We start from the raw sequence: 19,608 nt of genomic DNA on the forward strand, positions 1-19,608 counted from the left end.
AGCAAATAAAAATCGGAGGATAAAATGTACTTCGGCAATTTAGACAAGGGCTACAGAAGCCTTATAATGGGTGCAGATACCAAGGTTCCTATTGAGAACGGAAGGTTTGTCACAGCCATTAATTTTGATAATGCTGCTACCACACCTCCCTTTGTATCTGTCATAAATGAAGTAAATAAATTTGCACCCTGGTATTCTTCGGTGCACCGGGGCAGTGGATATAAGTCCAGGTTATCATCGGATTTATTTGAAAGCGCCAGATTAAGGGTGCTGAATTTCGTCAATGCCGACCCGGAAAAATACACAGCAATCTTTGTAAAAAATACAACTGAAGCGCTAAACAAGCTTTCATATTGTTTTTACAATAACCACAAAGATTGTGTCATACTGTCATCATACATGGAACATCATTCAAACGACCTGCCCTGGAGGGACAAATTCAAGGTGGAATATATCGATATCACAGAGGAAGGCCGCCTTCAAGTCAGTGATTTGGAGAAAAGGCTTATAAAACATAAGGGTAAGGTAAAGCTGGTGACCATAACAGGCGCTTCCAATGTCACAGGATATAAAAACCCAATTCATGAGATAGCCGCCCTGTCACATAAATACGGAGCCCAAATCTGTGTGGACGGCGCCCAGTTGATTCCCCATTCTTCAATTGATATGATGCCTCACACTCCATTGGAAAACATAGATTTTCTTGCATTTTCGGCCCATAAAATGTATGCTCCCTTCGGAACGGGAGTGCTAATAGGCCCTAAAGATATGTTTGAAAGGGGAGATCCCGATTATAAAGGCGGGGGTACCGTAAAAATTGTGACAAAAGACTTTGTCATATGGGATGAAGCCCCCTACAGAGAAGAAGCCGGTTCTCCCAATATAATAGGCGTTGTGGCACTTTTAGCTGCCATCAATACTCTTGAGGCAGTATCCATGGAAAACATTGAAAGTTACGAGCAGGAATTAACCGGCTATGCCGCTGAAAAAATCCGCCATATTCCGGATATAACAGTATATGGAGATTCTTACAGCAAAGATGACAAGGTAGGAATCATATCATTTAATATAAAAGGGCTGCACCATGAAATAGTTGCAGAGGCCTTGTCCCGGGAAGTCGGAATCGCCGTTCGAAACGGCTGTTTCTGCGCCCAGCCTTATATACAAAAAATACTGAATTTAACTTCCGGGGATATTAAAAATATTATTGATAATGCTTATTTTCCGAGGCCGGGCATGGTAAGAATAAGCTTCGGACTTTATAATTCCTTTGAAGAAATAGATAAAGCAATAAATGCACTTCAATGGATTACAGCACATAGGTACAGATACACTGAAAAATACGCATCTTTCAGAAGAAGCCGGTAAATTATCTTTAATAATAACCATATATAAGGTAATAATAAACATTGAGTTTAAATGGAACTTTTAGGAGGAAAAATACTTGGAAAAAAAATTGAATATACTTCTTTTCAGCGGAGATTACGATAAAGCTTTAGCAGCCCTCATAATAGCAGACGGTGCTGCAGAAATGGGTGTAAAGGTTACATTATTTTGTGCATTCTGGGGTTTGATGCTTTTAAGGGATCCGGATAAGCTAAGCTTGGAAGACAAGACCATATATGAAAAGATATTCGGCATGACAACACCAAAGGGGCCGGAGGAGCTGCCTTTATCAAAAATGGATATGAAGGGCATGGGGAAAAAGATGCTGACCATGATGATGAAGGACGCAGAATCTCCAAGCCTTAAGGATTTTTTGGAAGAAGCTCGAAAAAAGGGCATAAAATTTTATGGCTGCCAGCTGTCGGTGGAGGTCATGGGATTTAAAAAGGAAGAGATGATACCCGAGCTTGAGATCGTGGATGTCAAGGAATATTTAAAGGATGCTTTGGATTCAAACATGCAGTTATTTGTTTAAAATAAGTAGCTGTCGCACTTGAAACACTACATTCGCCGTGCTCATTTATGTTGTTTCAAGTGCGACAGCCACTATTAAGCTATTAAAAAAACAAAGCTGCTACAGTCAAAGTCCAGTCAGTAATAGGACCGGGATAAATTCCCATAGCCAAAATCATAAATAATGATACTGCCATTACAATCTTTAAAGAAGGCGGTATATTTATCCTTTCATCGCCCTCCGGTTCTCCCATTATCATTGTCTTTATCACCGTTATATAATAATATATTGAAACCACGCTCATAGCCATGGCTAAAAATGCCAGCCATATATATCCCTGTTTTACGACTTCCGAAAACAGATAGAATTTTCCTATAAAGCCTGCAGCCGGAGGAATGCCGGCTAATGATAAAAGGCTTATTAAAAGCACTGAGGATAAAAAGGGCGAACGTTTCCACATGCCGCTTAAATCCTGTATGTCCTCCCTGCCTGTAGAATTTATAAAGGCTGTTATTGAGGCAAAAGCCCCCACATTTGCAAACATATAGAGCATGAGGTAATAAAGCATGGCGCTTATACCAAATTCAGTGTGGGCAATTAAACCTAAGAGTATATAACCGGCATGGGATATCCCCGAATATGCAAGCATCCTTTTTATATTTTTCTGAGGTATTGCCGTTAAATTGCCCACAATCATGGATAATACCGCAAGGCCAATTATAAGTACAGATATTTTATTGAAGGCCGGGTTTAATACTTGCGTCATGATTCTAATCAAAGCCGAAAAAGCTGCTGCTTTGGAGCCTACGGCCAAAAATGCCGTAACGGGACTTGGTGCTCCTTCATATACGTCCGGTGACCACATGTGAAAAGGAACCGCCGATATTTTAAAAGCAAAACCTGCAAGCATCAAAATGCTTGCTAAAAGAATCAAGGGTTCATTGCCATTATTCAATGTACTTATCAACTCCTTGAAGTCCACACTACCGTAAATACCGTAAAAAAAACTCATTCCATATAAAAGTACAGCCGAAGATATGGCATTTAACAGCACATATTTCATCCCGGCTTCCGATGATTTTATATTCTTTTTTTCATAGGAAGTCAGTATTATAAAGGATATGGACATCAATTCCATGCTGACATACAAGGTTATAAGGTCGCCAGAGGATGATACGCACATCATTCCTAACGCTGCAAACAGAATTATTGCAAAAAACTCGCTTCTGCTGTCCGTAAGCCCCTTTATATAATTTACCGACATCAAGGTCACCATAATTGCCCCTATTATAAAAACTTGCTTAAAATACAAGGACATACTATCATTTACATAAATTCCTTCATAAAAGCTTGCGCTCATATTGCTTTTAAATACAAAGCTTAAAATAAGAATGCACAAAAGAATAAATGCCGAGAAATAACCAAGGTATCCTTTTTTTTCTTGAGCAAACATAGGGCCGATAACGAGTATTAAAAGTCCAAGGGCTGCAACTCCTATTTCAAGCAAAACCGAAGAAAAATTCATTATAAAATCCCCCCTATCCCAAGGGTAGTAAACTTATTAACTATGGGCACTATACTGGCTTTCAGCATATTCATCATAAGTCCGGGGAATATGCCAAGAACTATCATTACACCGCAAAGCAATACAACCGGAATCATTTCCATAGCCTTTGCATCTTCTAAATGGTTCCATCTTGTATTTTTAGGCCCGAAGAACACCTGCTGAATAATCCTCAATACATAACTGGCAGTTACCACCACCGCAAATATGGATATTACCGAAAGCAGGGGATAAACCTGTATGGCACCGACAAATACCGAAAATTCCGCAATAAAGTTAAACATTCCCGGCAGGCCTAAAGATGCAAGTCCGCAGATTATAAAGGCACAAGCTATCCTTGGCATCTGGTGAGCCAATCCTCCTAATTCTGAAATCATTCTGGTGTGTGTTTTTTCATAAATCAATCCTACAAGTGCAAAGAATAATGCCGCCATTATTCCGTGAGCAAACATCTGGGCTGCCGCACCGCTTATGGAGGCTGCATTATAGGATGCTAATCCTAATAATACATAGCCCATATGGCTGACTGATGAATTGGCAATGACATATTTAATATCCTTTTGAACCATGGCAACATATGCAACATATACTGCATTTATTGAAGCTAAAAGAGCCATCAAAGGCCCCCAGAACACGGCGCCTTGAGGGAAGAAATTTATTCCGACTCGAATGAGGGCATATCCCCCCAGCTTCATGATTACGCCGGCCAAAATCATGCTTATAGCCGTAGGCGCTGCAGAATGCCCATCCGGTGTCCACCTGTGAAGGGGAAACATGGGTACCAAAACTCCGAATCCCAGCATGACTATAAAAAAGGCAAATCTCTGAAAATTAACATCATACTTTATTGATGAAAGCTTTGCAATATCCATGGTATAGCTTCCAAGCCCTAAAACTTTATCGCCGCCGTAAATATATATGGCCATAATACCCACCAGGGCTATGGCGCTTCCCCCTAACAGGTAAAGGGTGTATTTCATTGCAGCATATTCCTTGTTTTTGCTGCCCCATACATTTATCAGTATGAATTTGGGTATAACAGCCATTTCCATGAACATAAACATTAAAAGCAAATCTCCCGACATAAATACGCCAAAGACTCCGCTTGATAGAATGAACATGAAAAAGAAAAATTCCTTTACCCTTTCCTGAAGCTTATAGGAAACAAGGACACTGCATGTTAAAATAATGGAGGTTAAAAGCACTAAGGGAAGGCTTAAGCCGTCCACTCCCAGTGTAAAATCAATTCCATAGCCTTTAATCCAGGTATAATGTTCTAAAAACTGCAAACCTCCTGTTTTGCTGTCATAATTTAAAAATATAGCAAATGAAAGCATCAGAGATATAAGTGCAGTTAACAAAGCTATAATTTTTACTGCCTTTTCTTTTTTTCCAGGCACAATGAGTATTGCCATCCCTCCTATCATGGGAGATAGCAATATAATCAAAAGTATATGAATTCCCATTATTTAAATGCACCTCCTAAGTATGGAGCACATAGAATAATTGCCATTACAACCACGGCACTAAGCATTACCAAAGCATAGCTTTGAAGGTAGCCCGTCTGTATCAAGCGTATCTTTTTACCGGCAAACCCAATGGTTTTGGCAAAACCATCAAAAACTCCGTCTATAAGCTTGTGCTCAATTACATCAAAGGCGCGTCCTGCTCCTAACATAACCTTCTCAAATAAAAAAGCATATAAATTGTCTATATAAAACCTATTGTATATCAAGTTATATAAACCTTTCCATTTCTTTTTAATTGCACTTGCATGTATAACCTCTTTACGATACATAAGCCAGGCAAGGAATATTCCAAAGAGTGCAGCGAAAGTAGAAACAGCCGCAACAGTTATATCAACATCAGGCATTTCCGCTTCCTTGTAAAATATAAATGTGCCGAAGCTTTTGTTAAATGCATTATAAAACCATGGAGAATTAACAAAACCTGTAATTACAGACAAAACTGAAAGCAATACCAAGGGCAGTTTCATAAAAATGCTTCCTTCATGGGCATGGTAGTCTGAGCGCTTTTTACCGAAGAAGGCAGTAAAAATCATCCTGAACATATAAAAGGAGGTCAAGAATGCCACAAAGGTACCCAATATATATAAGCCTGTGTGGCCGCTTTTTAATGCTGTGCTTAATATTTCATCCTTGCTCCAAAAGCCTGCCAGAGGAAAGATCCCCGACAGCGCTAAAGAGCCTGTAATAAAGGTATAGCAGGTTAAAGGCATATACTCCTTTAAGCCACCCATTTTAAATATGTTTTGATTATCGAGAGCATGAATTATACTTCCGGCACCTAAAAAGAGCAGTGCCTTAAAAAATGCATGGGTTGTCAAATGAAACATGCCGGCGGTTATATTGCCCATACCCATAGCCATTATCATATAACCTAACTGGCTTAAGGTGGAAAAAGCAAGTATTTTCTTGATATCATCCTGAGTAATTGCGATAACTGCCGCAAAAACTGAAGTAAAGCCGCCTATATAAGCCATTGCAGTCAAAATATGGGGCAATCCTTCAAATATAACAAAGCTTCTGGCAATAAGAAAGACACCTGCCGCCACCATAGTTGCCGCATGAATAAGGGCGCTCACCGGTGTAGGACCTTCCATGGCATCGGGAAGCCATACATGAAGGGGAAACTGTGCTGATTTTCCTATAGGCCCCATAAATATAAGGGCTGCAATGAGTATATTGGAAGGTAAATCATTCGCAGCAACAAGAATGATCAGCTCATTAAAATTGAATGTGCCATATTTAATAAATAATAAAATAATGCCGATCATAAAACCAAAATCCGCCCACCTGTTTGTTATGAAGGCTTTCTTGCTGGCATCCGATGCTGATTTCTTATGAAACCAGAAGCCTATTAAAAGATAAGAGCAAAGACCTACCAATTCCCAGAATACAAAGATCTGAAAAAAGTTGCTTGAAACAACAAGACCCAGCATCGAAAAGGTAAAGAGGGAAATATATGCAAAATACCTGGAATATCCTTCATCTCCCTTCATATATTCAAAGGAATAAAGAATTACTAAAAAGGCTACAAACGTCACTATTACAAGCATTAATGATGAAAGAGGGTCTATAAGTAAACCCATCTCTATATTTAAACCTTTTATGGCACCCATTGTCGGTATATCAAGCCAATTTATGCTTACTTCCACCGGTGCTCTTCCGGATAAAATATTTACTAAAACTATTATGGATAAAAGTGCGGAAATTGCCGCAGCAGCCAATGAAATACAAGCGCTTAAAAATTTATATTTCTTTGTAAAAAATACGATCAATATAAATGCTATAAGAGGCAGCATTTGGATTGCTAAAACATTACCTAGCATTTTTTTCACCTACCTTAAAATATCTACCACTTTAATAAATCTATATCGTCAACGTTGGTGGATTTGCGGTGGCGATATAAGGACAATATAATTGCCAGGCCTACCGCCACTTCAGCTGCAGCAACTGCAATCACAAAGATGGCAAATACATGTCCTGACAATACATTAGGCTTTAAATAATGATTGAAAGCCACGATATTTATATTTGCTGAATTCAGCATAAGCTCCACTCCCATGAATACCGCAATGGCATTTTTCTTAGAAGTTGCACCATACAAGCCTATACAAAAGAGAGCTGCGCTCAATATCAAATAATGATGTAAGGTAATCATTTCTGTTCCTTCACTCCTCTCCCGATTACAATTGCCCCAATGGTGGCAGTTAATAAAAGCATTCCCGTAATTTCAAAAGTTATGGCATCATCATTGAACAATAATGATGATATTGCATGGATTGAAGACTCCGGAGCAGCTTCATTTGAAGGAACATACTTAAATGTTAAAAGACAAGCTGCAAAAACTGCAAAGACACTTAAGGATACAATAATACCTCCTATCTTATATCTGCCGAAGGTACTGCTTATACTTATATCTTTGCGTTTGGTCAGCATTACGCCAAAAACAAAGAGCACCGATATGGCACCTACATAAATCATCAATTGAACGATTGCAAGATAATCCGCATTAAGCAATATATATATAATTGCGATACCCGCAAAAGCAGCCGCCATGAAAAGGGTGCTGTGAACCAGGTTTGTGGAATTAACCATCCTTATGGCTGCAAAAATAATTAAAAGCGCTGCCACATAAAAAATTACGGTAACCAGCATGGCTATACCCCCTGACTTATGGGTTTACCCTCTATGTCCCTTATATTATCCACGGGCAAATCTTCAGCTGAATTAGTTATTTCATGTCTGTCCCAGTGATATGCCGTATCGCATTTCTGGTAGCATACCATATGAAAGTCCTTTTTAAAATATACGGCATCCTTAGGGCAGGCTTTTACGCAAAGACCGCAAAAAAGGCAGTAACCGAGGTTCATATTGTAGTCTTTAAGAACTCTTTTTCCTTTTTCGTCCTTTGTAAAATCAACTTTTATGACACCGTTAGGACAGGCATCTGCACACATGTTGCAGGCTATGCATTTATCAAAATCAAATCCCAAGGAACCGTGAGATCTTTCCGGCAATACAGGTTTCACATCGGGATACTGTACTGTCACCTTCTTTTTAAAGAATCTCTTCATTGTTATACCCATTCCCTTAACTATACCTAAACCGTACAATTTAAATTACCCCCAAACTATTTTATAAATTGAATTATTTTTAAACCTACTCCAGTCATAAACACATTTGCCATGGATACAGGAATAAGAAACTTCCAGTTAAACTGCATCATTTTATCTATTCTTGCTCTGGGCAAGGACCACCTCAGCCACAAAATAAAAAATATCATCATGTAGGTCTTAACCATGAACCACAGCCAGGAAGGAAGGAATGGCCCCTGCCATCCGCCGAAGAACAAAGTTACGCCCAATCCTGCCATAACAAAGAGGTTTGCATATTCCGCCATAAAAAACAATGCAAAGCGCATTCCCGAATATTCGGTGTGATACCCTGCCACGATCTCCTGCTCGGCTTCCATCATATCAAAGGGAGATTTATTAAGCTCAGCCAATGCCGAAATGATGAATACTAAAAATGCCACCGGCTGATAGAGTATATACCACACCTTTTGTTGTGAAGCCACTATTTCATTTAAGTTCAGTGTTCCCGCAAGCATCACTATACCTAGCATTGAAAAACAAAAGGGAATTTCATAGCTTATAATCTGTGCTATGGTCCTCATGCCGCCTATAAGTGAATATTTATTATTTGAACCCCATCCTGCCATAAGGATTACGATTGAAGACATGGACGAAATGGCAGTGAAATATAAAATCCCTACATTAATATTTACTGCCGACATATCCTTGCCATAAGGAAGCACAGCATAAAGCATTATTGTAATTGTAAATATAAAAATAGGAGCCAGCTTGTAAACATATTTATCCACTGCTTCAGGTATTATGGATTCTTTTCCTATGAGTTTGACTGCATCATTTAATGATTGCAGCAGCCCAAAGGGTCCTACTCTGTTTGGCCCGACCCTTTCCTGAAAGAATCCGGAACCGCGCCTGTCAATCCATAAAATAAATATTATATTAAAGGTTACTACGGCTGCGACAGCAACAAAATAAATAACCGACATTAAGAAATCCGTTATAAGTCCGTTAAATCCCAAATATATCAATATATCCCTTACTTTTGCTGAACCCTTAGTAAAAATATCATTTAAAATATTCATAAAACTTTCCCCTTAAATCAAGTCTTAATTTTAGCGATCGATCTCCCCCAAGCAGATGTCAAAGGATGCCAGGGTGGCTATAAAATTCTGCATGCTCTGTCCCGCAGCCAGCTTCGGAAAAATACCTATATTGACAAATGAAGGCGAGTGAATATGAAGCCTGTATGGCTTGTCACTTCCATCGCTTACTATATAATAGCCTAAGATTCCCTTAGCGCTTTCTATCTGGCCGTATACTTCACCCGGAGATGGCTTTATTATCCTTGGAACCTTTGAAGATATATCACCTTGAGGCAGCATATCAAGAGCCTGTTCAATTATTTTTACGCTTTCTCTTATTTCAAGGATACGTATATGATATCTGTCAAAACTGTCACCATTTTCAAGCACTGGAACTTCAAAATCAAACTTGTCATAAACGCTGTAGGGTGCGATTTTCCTTAAATCATGGGCTATTCCCGCCGTTCTTATATTAGGTCCGGTTATTCCATACTCCATAGCCATATCCTTTGTAATAACCCCGACGTTTTTTGTCCTTCCCTGAAATATTTCATTACCCAAAACCATGTTTTCTATATCCGCTAATCTGTCATTTAATTCGGCTATGGCCTTTTTTACGGCAGCATCAAAACCATAAGGCAAATCATCCATGACGCCTCCTATTGTAAAATAATTTGGTGTCATTCTGGAGCCTGTTACCATTTCTATTAAATCAAGTATTCCTTCCCTTGCAGTAAAGCCATACATCCAGGCAGTGACCGCGTTTAAATCTATAGAGGTGCTGGACAGCATTACAAGATGGCTGGCAATGCGCTGCAATTCACCTATTATTACACGAAGATACTCCGCTCTTTTAGGCACTTCTATACCCATTAACTTTTCCACAGTATACACATATCCCCAGTTATTAAGCGCACCTGCCAAATAATCCAGCCTGGGGGTTAAAGCGGCAAACTGGGAATATGTTTTGCCTTCCGCAAGCTTCTCAATGCCTCTGTGAAGATAGCCTATATGGTTTTCACATTTTATAATCTGCTCACCGTTTAATGTGAGCACTGCCCGAAATACCCCATGGGTACTGGGATGCTGGGGGCCTAAGTTTATTTTATATTCCTGGGTTTCAAAATCCGTCTCAACAATAGACATCCCAAAAATTCCTCCTGTCTTCAGATGTAGCTAAAATCTCTTTGCCGGGCTTAGCTTGAAACTCTTCTGCAAGGGATGCCCGACAAAATCGTCAGGGCACAAAATCCTTTTCAGGTTTTCATGCCCTTTAAACACTATACCCATCAAATCGTATATTTCTCTCTCCTGCTCATTCGCATATTTAAAAACATGAGTAATGGTGGGTATTATCATATTATTTTTATCAAGCTTCACTTTCAGTGTAAGCATTTCTGCTTCATTATCGCTTAAATGGTATACGACTTCATACCTGTCTTCATAATCGACTGCTGTCATATCCGACAGCCTTACAATATCAAATTCCTCTTTTAGAAGCTTCATAACATTTACTATGCTTTTGCTCTTTACATATATAGATTGCCCATTCTCTGAAATTTCAAGTCCCTCGATAAAATGTTTATTCAGCTCACTTACTATTGAAATAATATCATACATTCCTTCTCACCTTCGCAACTTCCGGATTTCTTACTTTTTCCTTAAGACTTAAAAAACCATCTATCAACGCTTCGGGCCTTGGCGGACAACCGGGTACTATAACATCTACCGGCACTATTTCATCTACTCCCCTTACTACAGAATAGGAATCTGCAAAGGGACCTCCTGAAATTGCACAGCTTCCCATGGCTATGACATACTTAGGCTCCGGCATTTGATCATATAGATGTTTTAAAAGAGGAGCCATCTTTTCAGTCACCGTTCCTGCCACAATCATGACATCTGCATGGCGGGGTGAAGGGCGGAAAACCTCATAGCCGAATCTTGATATATCATATTTTGCTCCGCCGGAGGCCATCATTTCAATGGCACAGCAGGCCAAACCAAAGGAAACAGGCCACAAGGAATTTGAGCGGCAGAAATCTATGGCCTTTTCAAAGGTGGTGAAAAATACCCTGTTATTTATCTGTTCTCTTAATAATTCTTCTTCCTCTTTTTTAAGCCTCATTTCTTTTTCAAGCAAGGATACATTTTTATCTATTCCCATTCCAATGCTCCTTTCTTCCACGCATACCATAAGCCTAAAGCAAGGATAGCTATGAATATACACATTTCAACCAGGGCAAATAAGCCTACAGAATTAAATGCCACCGCCCAGGGATAAAGAAATACCGTTTCCACATCAAATAAAACAAACAATAAGGCATATAAAAAATAGTTTATTTTAAATTGTACCCAGGTAGGTCCCTGAGTATCCAGCCCGCACTCATAGGTGGTTTCCTTCTCGTGGCTGGGTTTTCTGGGTCTAACCAGCCAATTGGTGATTAAAATAACAAATCCGAAGGCCATGCCGCCCAGCAAAAATATGCCAAGTATACCGTAATCTCTGAGCAATTTTCATTCTCCTTCCTGATCTGAGCTAAGTTTTTATGTCTATACTTCTTTAAAATTATTATTAGATATCTCACATTTATTTATTGTAAAACTATAAAATTACTATTTCAATATGTAGAAGTAAATAAAATTTTAACATATAGCAATTTTGCTGTTGTATAACACACACCCTTTTGTAACCCATTGTGATCACAGTAAAAAAGCTGATTTCAATGCCCTATAGCCATACCTTAGAAGCAATGGGAGTTTATAAATTTTTAATAATTTATTAATTGTGCCATAATGATTTTGATTTGTGTATATATTCACATGCAGAATAAAAATCTTCAGAATTTAGAGAAGTTCAATAGAAATCAATAAAAATCAATAATTTTTACAATAAAGAAAATGCGCCTCAACTTTCGTCAAGGCGGCATTATTTTTCCCGTTAATTATAATCTCATATTGAATATTCTTCTCATGGCTTCCTCATCCTCTTCTGATATTAGCTGAGGCGTTCCCAAACTTAAGGCATGATGATATATTTTTGCGGCATCTTCCATATATAAAGCCCTGAAATAAGCTTCATTAAGACTTCTCCCTACAGCCAATGTGCCGTGGTTCTTTAAAATACAGCCGTATCTTTTGTCTAAGACCTTTAAAGCTTCAAACCCCAATTCCGCTGATCCAGGAAGCGCAAACTCCGCAACTGGTATATCCCCGCCTATAGAGGGAATCATTTCAATCAATATAAGCGGTATGCTTTTGCCTAGCACTCCAAGGCTTGTGGCATAGGGGGAATGGGTATGTATGATAGCTTTAATATCCCTTTTGTGCTTATACAAAACCGCATGCATCCTCCATTCCGACGAAGGCATTAAATTCCCGTGGACTATATTGCCTTCTAAGTCTATTACCACAATATCCTCAAGCTTCATTACTCCGTAATCCATGCTGCTGGGGGTTATGGCTAAAAGCATACATTCCGGATCATAAGCACTGGCATTTCCGCTGGTTCCGACAACCAATCCAATATTATAGGAAGCTTTAGCTATATTTAAGACATCCTTCTTCAATTCCAAAATATTGTCCATAAAATTACCCTCCATAAATATATTATCACAGCTTAAGGCATATTGTATTTGTCCGAAATAGATTCTATAATAAATAATTGTAGATATTTAAACATAAATGTCAAATTTATAAAAAAATTGATGTTCTTCTATAAAATATTAAGGACTGAGGAGTAAAAAATGATAAGCAGTTACATAAAGGACATAAAACAGGAATTTTCAGGATACAATTTGAACAGCTTGAAACAAGACCTTATGGCCGGCCTTACAGTTACGGCAGTTGCCCTGCCTTTGGCATTGGCTTTTGGTGTAGGCTCAGGCGCATCTGCTGCTGCAGGGCTTATAACCGCAATAATTTCAGGGCTTTTGATTGCCCCCCTTTCAGGCGGTTCTTATCAAATCTCCGGACCTACGGGAGCAATGACGGCAATATTGATACTTCTGTCCCAGAAATACGGTTTAAATGGAATATGGGTTGCAGGTTTAATGGCTGGTATTATAATGGTTGCCGCCGGATTTTTAAAATTCGGCAAGGTAATATCCTATATTCCCGTTCCTGTTATAACAGGCTTCACATCAGGCATAGCAGTTATTATTGCTGTAGGCCAGATTGACAATTTCTTCGGTATAACCTCAGAACATACAGAATCCAGTTTATTGAAGCTTTTTTCATATTTTAAAAACGGCATAAACCCGGACTGGCCTTCTGTAATTTTAGGGTTGATTGTAATCGGGGTAATGGTTTTATGGCCCAAAAAATGGAACAAGGTCATACCCTCTTCCCTTGCAGGCATAGGTATTTCTCTTATAGCAAATATGTTTCTTAAACTGCCGGTAGCGGTAATCGGTGAAATTCCAAAAACTCTTCTGCCAGATAGCAGATTAAACCTTATGTCCATAAATTTATCGGATATTCGGGATATGCTCCTTCCCGCATTGAGCATATCTGCATTAGGTATGATTGAAAGCCTGCTTTGCGGTGAGGTGGGCGGAAAGATGAGCGGCGAAAAGCTGGATGCTAACCGTGAGCTTATTTCCCAGGGTATAGGAAATATTCTGATACCTTTCTTTGGCGGAGTTCCTGCAACAGCTGCTATTGCCCGCACCAGCGTGGCAATAAAATCCGGAGGCAAAACCCGTTTAGTCAGCGTATTTCATTCCATCGGGTTATTGATATCCATGTTCATTCTTGCTCCGGTAATGTCTCAAATAGCTCTGTCCGCTCTTGCAGGAGTCTTGATGGTAACTGCATGGCGTATGAATGAATGGCATAATATCAAGTATATATTCTCGAAGAAATTTAAAAGTGCCATGGCAAAATTTTTAATAACCATGACAGCAACTGTAGTGTTTGATTTGACCCAGGCTATTATAATAGGCGTTGTATTTGCAAGTTTAATGTTTTTGGTCAAGATATCAAACATGGAAATCGCCATCCATGAAGTTGATAAAGCCAGAATGAACGGAAGTTTGAATATCAGCCTCAATGATCTTTTAGGCTATATAAGGGTAGTATACTTCACAGGACCCATATTTTTTGCAACGGTACAGCAGCTGTCTTCAAAGCTTAAACAGCTTGATGATGTACGTGTGCTCATACTTTCCATGAGAGGTGTTCCTCTTATTGATACATCGGGCATTTATGCACTGGATGAGCTTATACATGAACTGAGCAAGAAAAACTGCAAATTGATGCTGTGCGCTCTCCAACCCCAGGTAAAAAACATGCTGGAGAAAAGCTCACTATCTGACAAAATAGGCAAGGATATGATATTCTGGAGCGCTGATCAGGCAATTATAGCCGCTCAGGATATAGTTGTAGCCTAAAAAACAGGCTGCTCAATTTTTGAACATGACCTTCGCTGTGTTGAGAGTTCTGCAAGTTCTAAGGCTCCCTGCCTTGAAAATACAAGAATTTTGATAACTCGCTATTGCTCAGACAATCTAAAATTCTAAGTATTTTCTGCGGCAGAGTCTCCAAGAACTTTTAAAGAACTCTCACAATGCTCATTTCATTGTTCAAAATTGAGCAGCTACTTATTTCTTCCAAGAAGTATTTACCCTACATAGTTTAATGTAACCTTCTTACTGTCATCACAAAAATATTGGATATTTTTATGTTTTAACTTTGTGTTCAGTTGAATGGGATACCCCCAAAGGTCATATATATGCTTTAATGTAGCCTCAGTATAGGCTGAATTTAAGTCCCTGCCCTCATGGATATGATTGAGTACGAGGGCGTTATTGTGCTTTGATATACTGTCTACCTTAATATCAGGCATCATCCCCATTCCGGAGTTGCTGCATAATGTATTTCTTATCTTTTGCCAGCCTGAATCATCGGATATTTCATCAACAAAATAGTCGTCATCTTCCTTGATATATTGGAAGAGATTCAAATCATGGCAAAGGTCTTTTGTAAGATACCTTCTTATAAAAGAGTCATCCCTCTCCAGCATCCTTATTTCGAATATCTTTTCAATGCCGTATCTTTTTTCTATATCCTTATACATTTCAAAGCCTAAATGATAAGGGTTAATCCTTCCCATGGCCGGCCTTATTACATCATTATGCCGCTTTATAAACTCAATATGAAGGGAATTGGGAAGGTTCAGCATATTGAGTATTTTATAATGCCAGTAGCTTGCCCAGCCTTCATTCATTATCTTTGTTTCTATCTGGGGTATGAAATAAAGGGTTTCTTTTCTCACAACGTTTAAAATATTTTTCTGCCATTCCGTCAAATTGCCATAAGCCATTATAAATCCCATTAAATCATCTTCCGAGGCTTCATTTTTAACGCCTGGATGGGGCATTTTTGCTATTCCTACTACTCTGTTTACCTGAAATCTTACGGCATGAGCAGCGTTTAATACCTTTTCAACCTCATCATAACCAATGCTTGGATCATTTATATACTCCCTCACCATACCTGCATTGTTTTTGAACATCTCCAAGGTATATGAAGCCCTGGTGCCTTCCTTAAAAAGGCGGTTATTTTTAAAGAAGTCATTATGGCCGTATACATGAGCAATGGTTAAAATCTGCAGAAGCAGGGTATTGTCTTTCATTAAATATGCCAGGCAGGGATCTGAATTTATCACCATTTCATAAGGCAGTCCCGTAAGGTTATATTTATACAATGACTCTGTACGCTCAAAGGATTTTCCAAAGCTCCAGTGAGGGTACCTTGATGGCATTCCTACATAAGCTTCGTAGCCTATCATCTCCTTGTGGCCTATTATTTCAAATTCCTGGGGATAAAACAGAAGGCCGAAATCCTTTGCAGCACCTTCAATTGTTTCGCACCAGCTCATCAACTCTTGTCCTGTGTATTCCATGGAAATCACCTCCCATAGAGCTCTTTTTTGAGTATTTTTTTAAGAGATTCCCACACATCATGCTTATCCATAATGGTTACGGCGGTGAAATTATTTCTCCTTATTCCTTTTTCAAGTATTTCTTTTATGTCGCTTTCAAAGGAACCTGGAATAATTTCGCTGTAACCGAAAAGATTGCATATCTCACTTAATTTTATACCATATTTTAAAGCCTGTTCGTTGTCTTCATACCAGTTCTCACCATCGGTAACGCAGAAGGTATATACATTCCAGAAGGCCGGGTTATAATTTTCCTCAATTACTTCCAGAGCTTTTTTAAGCCCGCTGGATATATAGGTTCCTCCCGATTGCACCTTGTGGAAGAACTCGCTTTCCGTAACCACCTTTGCGATGGTTGAATGGGCTATAAATTTTACTTCCACGTTATTATATTTCATTTTAATAAACTGATAGAGAATGAAGAAAAAGGACCGTGCAAGAAATTTCTTGGTGTTATCCATGGAACCGGATGTATCCATGACGCAAATAACTGCGGCATTAAGCTCTCTTTTGGGCTTTTTCTTTACCCTGAAATATCTTAAATCATCCTGACGGAAAGGAAATCTTATCTTTATTGTGCTGTTATCTGTTAAGGAGCCATCGTTTGACTCCCGAACTGCCCTCTTTGCTGTCTGCTCTCTTTTGAGTTTTTCAATAACAGTCCTTTTTTTAGCAAACCTGGGGTTAATTCCATTCCTTTGATAGCCGGACCTTTTCTTTGAATTGCTGGATATTATTTCAGAAAACTTTTTCTTATCCATCAAAGGCAGCTCCAAATCCTCAATGAGATAGTTAATAAGGTCTTCCAATGTTATCTCAGTCTCATAAATATCTTCCCCTTCTTCATTTCCAGGACCATCCTTTCCCCTTCCTTTCTCACTGTCCTGACCAATCTTGTCTCCCCTTTTTTGATTTCCGTCTCCGCTTCCTACACCTTTTCCATTATTATCCCCATAGATAAACTGATATTCTTTTATACCCTTTATGGGAATTTTTATTTTTTTATCCTTGCTTTGGCCTATAATGCTCTCTTCTGATATTACATCGGCCAGATTATCTTTAATGGACTTTTCCACCAGCTGCCTGTGACGCCTTCTGTCCTCTATTGACCTGTCAGGATGATTAGGTTCAAATTCCCTCAGGATAGCCATGCTATCAATCCTTCCATAAATTATTTGCAGCGTATTTCAAAATGACATCACAGCAGTGGTCACAGTATCCATTTGCCTTCATTTCTTCTACCATAGAATTGTATTTTTCATCCTGATTGTTGTCCCTCACTTTGGATTTTGTTATTATTCTGGAAAGCTCTTTCACGGATGCCGTAAGCTTCTTTTCTATTGCTTCCTTAAGGGGTTCATAGGATGTATAGTCAATTTTGCCTCCATTCCTTATTATATAGAACATATAAGAGGTTACATCCGTCCTGAAACCCTTGGCAGAGCTTATGGATATTCCGATGTGCTCTTCGATGGATCTCATGAATTCCTCGTCGGGCTCTAATTCCTCACCTGTCTGACGGTCCTTTATCTTATTCCTGTTTACATAGGCCTCAGCATGGTCAAGATAGTTGTCAAAGAGGCTTTCAGCCTGTTCTTTGAAGCTGTGTATAAAGGCTTTTGTAACTTCCTTTTCCAATATCTTGTTGTATTCTTTCCTTATGGTATCCTGTAAAAATGTGAGATATCTTTGTTTGTCATCATCTGCAATATCCAAATCCTTTACGGCTCTATATAGGCTTTCCATAACGCTCAGGGGATTTATGCAATTATGCTCCGAGCTTGATAATGCATGGTCTAAGGCCTTTATGATAAACCTGGTTGAAATTCCTGTCATACCTTCCCTCATGCCTGCTTCTTCTTTAAGCTCGGTATAATCAATTTTTTTAGTAGTTCCCTTTTCAACTACATCTTCTCCGTTATATATTTTTAACTTGGTCATGGGATCCACCTTGTTTGAAGGTGCCAGCCTTGATAGAATTGCAAACATGGCTGCAGTTTCTATGGTATGGGGGGCTATATGGGCATCATACCTGCTTTTATTCAATATCTTCTGATATATCTTTACTTCCTCACTGAGTTCCATGCAATAAGGGACCTCTATTTTTACAATTCTGTCCAATATAGCTTCATTGGTATGGTCGGATTTAAACTTATTCCATTCGGCTTCATTGGAGTGGGCTAAAATTATACCGTCAAAATAAATCATTGAGCCCTTCCCCGGTGAGGGTACGGATTTCTCCTGGGTGGCTGTTATTACGGTATGGAGGTATTCCACATCATTTTTAAAGACTTCTATAAATTCAACGATACCTCTGTTTCCGACGTTAAATGCCCCGTTTAATGAAAATATTCTGGGATCATCTTCAGAATACATGTCCATCTTTGATATATCAATTGAACCTGTGAGGACTGAAGTATCCTGATTGTTAGGGTCAACAGGGGGCACAACGCCTATTCCTTTTCTTGATCTTATGGAAAAATCCGTCGTCACTACAGGAACTTTTTCATATTCACCGCCGTATTCGTGCTTAAGCCTGTACTTGCATACCGGGCATAAATCTCCCTCGATCTCAACGCCCAAAGCCTTTTCAAAGTCCTTTCTCAAATGCTTGGGTATCAAATGCAAGGGCTCTTCTCTCATGGGGCATCCTTTTATGGCGTATATTGGCTCTGCACTTTCCAATGCCTTTTTAACCGACTCAACCAAAGAGGATTTTCCGGCTCCCACCGGCCCTACCAGATAAAGTACCTGCCTTGATTCCTCTCCTTTCATGGCCGCCGAATGAAAATAATTTACAAGCTTCATTACCACCTTATCGATACCGAAAAAATCATCTTTAAAGAAATTATATTTCCGTATGGATTCATTTCCGTATAATTTCTTGACTCTGGGGTTATCCTCAGGTTTTAATACCTCGTATCCTTTGCCCGTTATGATATCATGCATTCTTCTATGGGACAGCTTTACAATTTGGGGATTCTCTTTCACTATTTGAAGATATTCAAGAAAAGTACCTTCAAACTCCTGCTTTTTTCTAATATCTCTATCTTTTGCAATCATTTCTCTAAAGTCCATATAAATCTCCTCCTCAATTTGTAGGTTAACTTCTGCAAAAATTGTATAGATTTAGCCTGAATTTATAAATTCAGGTAATACAAAATAAATGTCAATAATTATATTGCATTTTAAAATTGCTTATAATTTGTAAAGGAGCTTTTATAATCTTAATTAAAGAACAGCTAAACATTTTTAGAAGCATTAGATAAAAGCAAGGTTTTTTCCGGAATAAAACAATGGCAAGGATATAAGTATCCTTCGTAAGACATGTACTTTTTTGTGTGTTAAAAAATATTATATTATTGCATAAGTCTTATGTCAACTGAAATAACCTGCTTTGTATATAGTAACTTATCCCATAAAAAGAAGGAGTTCTTAAAAATTAAGAACTCCTTCTTTTAGTAGATAGCTGCACTTCTACATCATCAAAAGCTGATG

General features: G+C 38.7%; 18 protein-coding genes. 3 read left to right on the plus strand and 15 right to left on the minus strand.

Annotation, left to right across the window (positions count from 1 at the left end):
- Positions 1-24 precede the first annotated feature (24 nt).
- Together OXPF_RS01015 and OXPF_RS01020 are read left to right on the plus strand one after the other, a co-directional pair.
- A complete protein-coding gene (locus tag OXPF_RS01015) occupies positions 25-1,368 on the plus strand; it encodes an aminotransferase class V-fold PLP-dependent enzyme (protein ID WP_054873356.1) in 1,344 nt (447 codons plus the stop codon).
- A 76-nt stretch (positions 1,369-1,444) separates the two neighbouring features.
- Complete coding sequence (locus OXPF_RS01020; RefSeq protein WP_054873357.1) at positions 1,445-1,921, plus strand: DsrE/DsrF/DrsH-like family protein; 477 nt, start codon at positions 1,445-1,447, stop codon at positions 1,919-1,921.
- Between the two features lie 82 nt (positions 1,922-2,003).
- On the opposite strand, the gene OXPF_RS01025 is transcribed toward OXPF_RS01020, so the two are convergent.
- The 12 genes from OXPF_RS01025 to OXPF_RS01080 all read right to left on the minus strand — a co-directional run bounded on the left by OXPF_RS01025 (position 2,004) and on the right by OXPF_RS01080 (position 12,751).
- The gene (locus tag OXPF_RS01025; RefSeq protein ID WP_054873358.1) at positions 2,004-3,425 is read right to left on the minus strand and encodes an NADH-quinone oxidoreductase subunit N; all 1,422 of its coding nucleotides are present in this window, start codon (positions 3,423-3,425) and stop codon (positions 2,004-2,006) included.
- Entirely contained in the window at positions 3,425-4,930 is a 1,506-nt protein-coding gene (locus OXPF_RS01030; RefSeq protein WP_054873359.1) for a complex I subunit 4 family protein, read from the minus strand. Before OXPF_RS01030 ends, OXPF_RS01025 begins: the two co-directional genes overlap by 1 nt.
- A complete protein-coding gene (gene nuoL, locus OXPF_RS01035) occupies positions 4,930-6,816 on the minus strand; it encodes an NADH-quinone oxidoreductase subunit L (RefSeq protein ID WP_054873360.1) in 1,887 nt (628 codons plus the stop codon). The genes OXPF_RS01030 and nuoL overlap by 1 nt, the downstream gene beginning before the upstream one ends.
- 23 nt (positions 6,817-6,839) lie before the next feature.
- Entirely contained in the window at positions 6,840-7,148 is a 309-nt protein-coding gene (gene nuoK / locus OXPF_RS01040; protein WP_054873361.1) for an NADH-quinone oxidoreductase subunit NuoK, read from the minus strand.
- On the minus strand, positions 7,145-7,645 hold the full coding sequence (locus OXPF_RS01045; RefSeq protein ID WP_054873362.1) for an NADH-quinone oxidoreductase subunit J family protein: 501 nt from the start codon (positions 7,643-7,645) through the stop codon (positions 7,145-7,147). The genes nuoK and OXPF_RS01045 overlap by 4 nt, the downstream gene beginning before the upstream one ends.
- A 2-nt stretch (positions 7,646-7,647) precedes the next feature.
- Positions 7,648-8,103 carry a NuoI/complex I 23 kDa subunit family protein gene (locus OXPF_RS01050; protein ID WP_054873363.1) on the minus strand — a complete coding sequence of 152 codons (456 nt, stop codon included), beginning with the start codon at positions 8,101-8,103 and terminating at the stop codon, positions 7,648-7,650.
- A 17-nt stretch (positions 8,104-8,120) separates the two neighbouring features.
- Positions 8,121-9,164 (minus strand): NADH-quinone oxidoreductase subunit NuoH, encoded by a 1,044-nt coding sequence (gene nuoH / locus OXPF_RS01055; protein ID WP_054873364.1) that lies wholly within the window; start codon positions 9,162-9,164, stop codon positions 8,121-8,123.
- Between the two features lie 30 nt (positions 9,165-9,194).
- The gene (locus OXPF_RS01060; RefSeq protein WP_054873365.1) at positions 9,195-10,310 is read right to left on the minus strand and encodes an NADH-quinone oxidoreductase subunit D; all 1,116 of its coding nucleotides are present in this window, start codon (positions 10,308-10,310) and stop codon (positions 9,195-9,197) included.
- 30 nt (positions 10,311-10,340) lie between these two features.
- Positions 10,341-10,784, minus strand: a complete 444-nt coding sequence (locus OXPF_RS01065) for an NADH-quinone oxidoreductase subunit C (RefSeq protein WP_054873366.1) — start codon at positions 10,782-10,784, stop codon at positions 10,341-10,343.
- Positions 10,777-11,331 carry an NADH-quinone oxidoreductase subunit B gene (locus OXPF_RS01070; RefSeq protein ID WP_423230550.1) on the minus strand — a complete coding sequence of 185 codons (555 nt, stop codon included), beginning with the start codon at positions 11,329-11,331 and terminating at the stop codon, positions 10,777-10,779. The genes OXPF_RS01065 and OXPF_RS01070 overlap by 8 nt, the downstream gene beginning before the upstream one ends.
- Complete coding sequence (locus OXPF_RS01075) at positions 11,322-11,678, minus strand: NADH-quinone oxidoreductase subunit A (protein ID WP_054873367.1); 357 nt, start codon at positions 11,676-11,678, stop codon at positions 11,322-11,324. Before OXPF_RS01075 ends, OXPF_RS01070 begins: the two co-directional genes overlap by 10 nt.
- Positions 11,679-12,109: 431 nt before the next feature.
- Positions 12,110-12,751 (minus strand): class II aldolase/adducin family protein, encoded by a 642-nt coding sequence (locus tag OXPF_RS01080; protein ID WP_054873368.1) that lies wholly within the window; start codon positions 12,749-12,751, stop codon positions 12,110-12,112.
- 159 nt (positions 12,752-12,910) lie between these two features.
- Here OXPF_RS01080 and OXPF_RS01085 point away from each other — a divergent pair, with 159 nt between their 5' ends.
- Positions 12,911-14,557, plus strand: a complete 1,647-nt coding sequence (locus tag OXPF_RS01085) for a SulP family inorganic anion transporter (protein ID WP_054873369.1) — start codon at positions 12,911-12,913, stop codon at positions 14,555-14,557.
- Between the two features lie 230 nt (positions 14,558-14,787).
- On the opposite strand, the gene OXPF_RS01090 is transcribed toward OXPF_RS01085, so the two are convergent.
- The 3 genes from OXPF_RS01090 to OXPF_RS01100 are packed head-to-tail and all read right to left on the minus strand — an operon-like array spanning position 14,788 to position 19,188.
- Positions 14,788-16,071, minus strand: coding sequence for a SpoVR family protein (locus OXPF_RS01090; RefSeq protein WP_054873370.1), 1,284 nt, complete (start codon positions 16,069-16,071; stop codon positions 14,788-14,790).
- Positions 16,072-16,076: 5 nt separating this feature from the next.
- A complete protein-coding gene (gene yhbH / locus OXPF_RS01095; RefSeq protein ID WP_054873371.1) occupies positions 16,077-17,261 on the minus strand; it encodes a sporulation protein YhbH in 1,185 nt (394 codons plus the stop codon).
- Between the two features lie 4 nt (positions 17,262-17,265).
- A complete protein-coding gene (locus tag OXPF_RS01100; protein WP_054873372.1) occupies positions 17,266-19,188 on the minus strand; it encodes a PrkA family serine protein kinase in 1,923 nt (640 codons plus the stop codon).
- Positions 19,189-19,608: the final 420 nt, after the last annotated feature.

The sequence above is a fragment of the Oxobacter pfennigii genome (assembly GCF_001317355.1).
Taxonomy (GTDB): domain Bacteria; phylum Bacillota; class Clostridia; order Clostridiales; family Oxobacteraceae; genus Oxobacter; species Oxobacter pfennigii.